This window comes from Blastomonas sp. (assembly GCF_041747255.1).
Lineage (GTDB): Bacteria > Pseudomonadota > Alphaproteobacteria > Sphingomonadales > Sphingomonadaceae > Blastomonas.
The window spans coordinates 1-2,386 of sequence record NZ_JBGTFM010000365.1; the positions used below are offsets into that span (position 1 = coordinate 1).

Annotated in this window: 2 protein-coding genes; both read right to left on the reverse strand. The window is 63.2% G+C overall.

The window, feature by feature from the left end:
- Nucleotides 1–136 precede the first annotated feature (136 nt).
- Nucleotides 137–403, reverse strand: a complete 267-nt coding sequence (locus tag ACEW8G_RS12430; RefSeq protein WP_373488730.1) for a CopG family ribbon-helix-helix protein — start codon at nucleotides 401–403, stop codon at nucleotides 137–139.
- A gap of 301 nt (nucleotides 404–704) precedes the next feature.
- A partial coding sequence (locus tag ACEW8G_RS12435) for an SDR family oxidoreductase (RefSeq protein WP_373488731.1) occupies nucleotides 705–2,386 on the reverse strand: 1,682 nt, incomplete at its 5' end.

Consider the following 2,386-nt stretch of genomic DNA (forward strand, 5'->3'; position numbering starts at 1 on the left):
GCAAAGCTACCCAAATCGTTTCCGGTCTGCTGGATCGCCAGCACAACGCGCTCTGCCGCATCGGGATCATCGTCGGCAATGTGGCGCAAAATCTGAAGGTAATCTGCCTTGGCGTTGTCTGACCAGACAACCTGCCTCACGGCCGGGCAGCTTTCCTTGCGCGCGCGTCGGCGATGATCTTCTGCGCTTCAGCCGTGACATCCGCATGCGGCGTCGTCCGTCCATCCGCCACATCGGCGAGACCCTGCTGGATGCCCTCAATAATAGCCAGCTCCCGGTCGACATAGGCGGATACAGCCGCAGCAGCGAGATAGGAGCGGCTGCGGTCCGTCCCCTCGGCAAGCCTTGCCAGCTTGTCGCGCACATCGAGCGGAACCCGGATCGTCATCGTCGTGCTGGTCATCAGGTGGTCCTAGTATGCATTTGTGTACAAGGTAACACAACGCCAAGCATGGGTGCAATTAATGCTGCCCCTTAGGTAAACAACGTTTTCCGGCGAACGCAGGAGTCGAGGGTGGTCACAGCGCAACGTCGCCCTGGATTCCGGGTCGATCCCGGAAAGCGCGCGTTCGGAAGCTACCCTTGCGCGTACGTCCCTCGACTTCGCTGGGGAGCTCGGGGAGGTTGTTGGGGATTGCGCACCTTACCTCCATCCGTCCGGAGCGATGTCGAGCGACATTGCGCAACGCCCTGACTGCGCCCAATCACACCGTCATCGACGTGCCACGGTAAATCCGCGCGCGGTAGCGTGAATCCTGCGCATCGGGCAGCGGCGCGCCGACCAGCAGGACTGCGCGGGCAAACCGCTTCAATTCTTCCTGGTGCTCAACCGCGTTGCGCGGTTCTTCTGAACGCACCCGCCGCGTGAGGTTGATCTGGTTGGTCGGCACGTCGTGCACCAGCCGCTCGTTTTCCACTGCCAAAGTTGCGGTGAACGCGTGCAGCGTCGTCTTGACGAAATTGGCGAGCGCGAACGCCGGTCCGCTCTGGCCGAATGGCACATCGGGCGAGACCAGCACCAGCTGGCAGCCATCGTAGAGCGACGCTTTGCGCGCAACGCGGAAATGGTGCGTGAGGTTTTCCTCGCACAATTCGCGGAACTCCTCTGCGCTCAGCATCGCGTCTTCATCGAACAACCGGTCGGGCAGGCCCGCCATCGGTGTCGAAACCACCGTGGTCGGCCTGCCGAAGTCGGTCAGCGCCTGGTCCATCGCGCCTTCGATGTCCGCGCCGCACACGCGCACCGTCACCTTGGCCGCGACATTCTCGTTGAGCAGCGCCATGACGCCTGCGCCGCCGGCATCGCTGCGGGTGAGCAACACCAGCCGCGCCACATCGAGGTCACCGATCAGGTGGTTGGCGGTCTCGGCGATATAATCGGCCAGATGCTCACCGATCACCCACACGGTCTTGCCCGCCATCTGGTCGAGCCGTTCCTGCTTGGGACTGCCGAACATTTCGCGCTCGGTGTACGAACGTTCAACGCTGAGACCGCCCGAGGGCATGAAGGTCTCACCGCTGACCGCGCGGTCGGCGAGGTAAAAGACGGTGGCCTGCGCCACTTCGCTTTCCTTGGGCATCGCGCCCAGATGCAGCTGCGAGAGCACGCCGCGCCCCACCTTGTCGGCCTCGGCGCCAATCCGGTCCTGCGGCAGATAGGGCATGTCATCGGGCGGGGTGACCATCAGCCAGCCTGTGAGGCCATCTTTCGTCCCGCTGCGCTCCTGCCAATCGGCATTCTGCAGCAGATAGCCCGCCGAGCGCAGCCGTGCGAGCAGCCGCCCGGCAATGTCGGGGGTGAGCAGATAGCGATCCCAGGTGCAGATGCCGTCGCCCTCGCGCGCCAGTTCAAGGCACAGCAGCCGCAAGGGATCAGGGGTTGAGCGGTCGTGGCTGAGATAGCCGGTATCGTTGCGCGCCAGACGCCCCAGCACATGCGTAACCTCTGCGCCCTCGCGGATCGATTCGATCACGGCGGCATAGATGGCATTGAGGCGCTTGTTTTCGAGGATCAGCCGTGCGCGGCGCAAAAACAGCCCGGGCTTGCCGCCGGTGCCCGACAGGCGGTCACCATCAACGGGGCCGGGCGCAATCGCGTTGACCTGAATCTCCGGCCCCAGAAAGCGCGAGAAGCTTTCGACCATCGCGCGTTGCCCGGCCTTCGACACCGCATAATCGGCGCGGTTGGGATAGGCGACCGCAAGGAATTTCTCGCCGCCAAAATAGCTTGAGACATTGAGGATAGAGCCCGAGCCCTGCCGCTTCATGATCGGCACGACATATTGCATCAGCAGATAGTTTGAGATGAGATTGGCATCGAGCGTCCAGCGCCACATGTCGAGGCTCATGTCGATGACCATGTCCTCCGCGCCAGCCACGCCCGCGT

Excerpts from the sequence above, each read along its gene's own strand:
- ACEW8G_RS12430 (WP_373488730.1), bottom strand. The coding sequence starts at position 403 with ATGACCAGCACGACGATGACGATCCGGGTTCCGCTCGATGTGCGCGAC.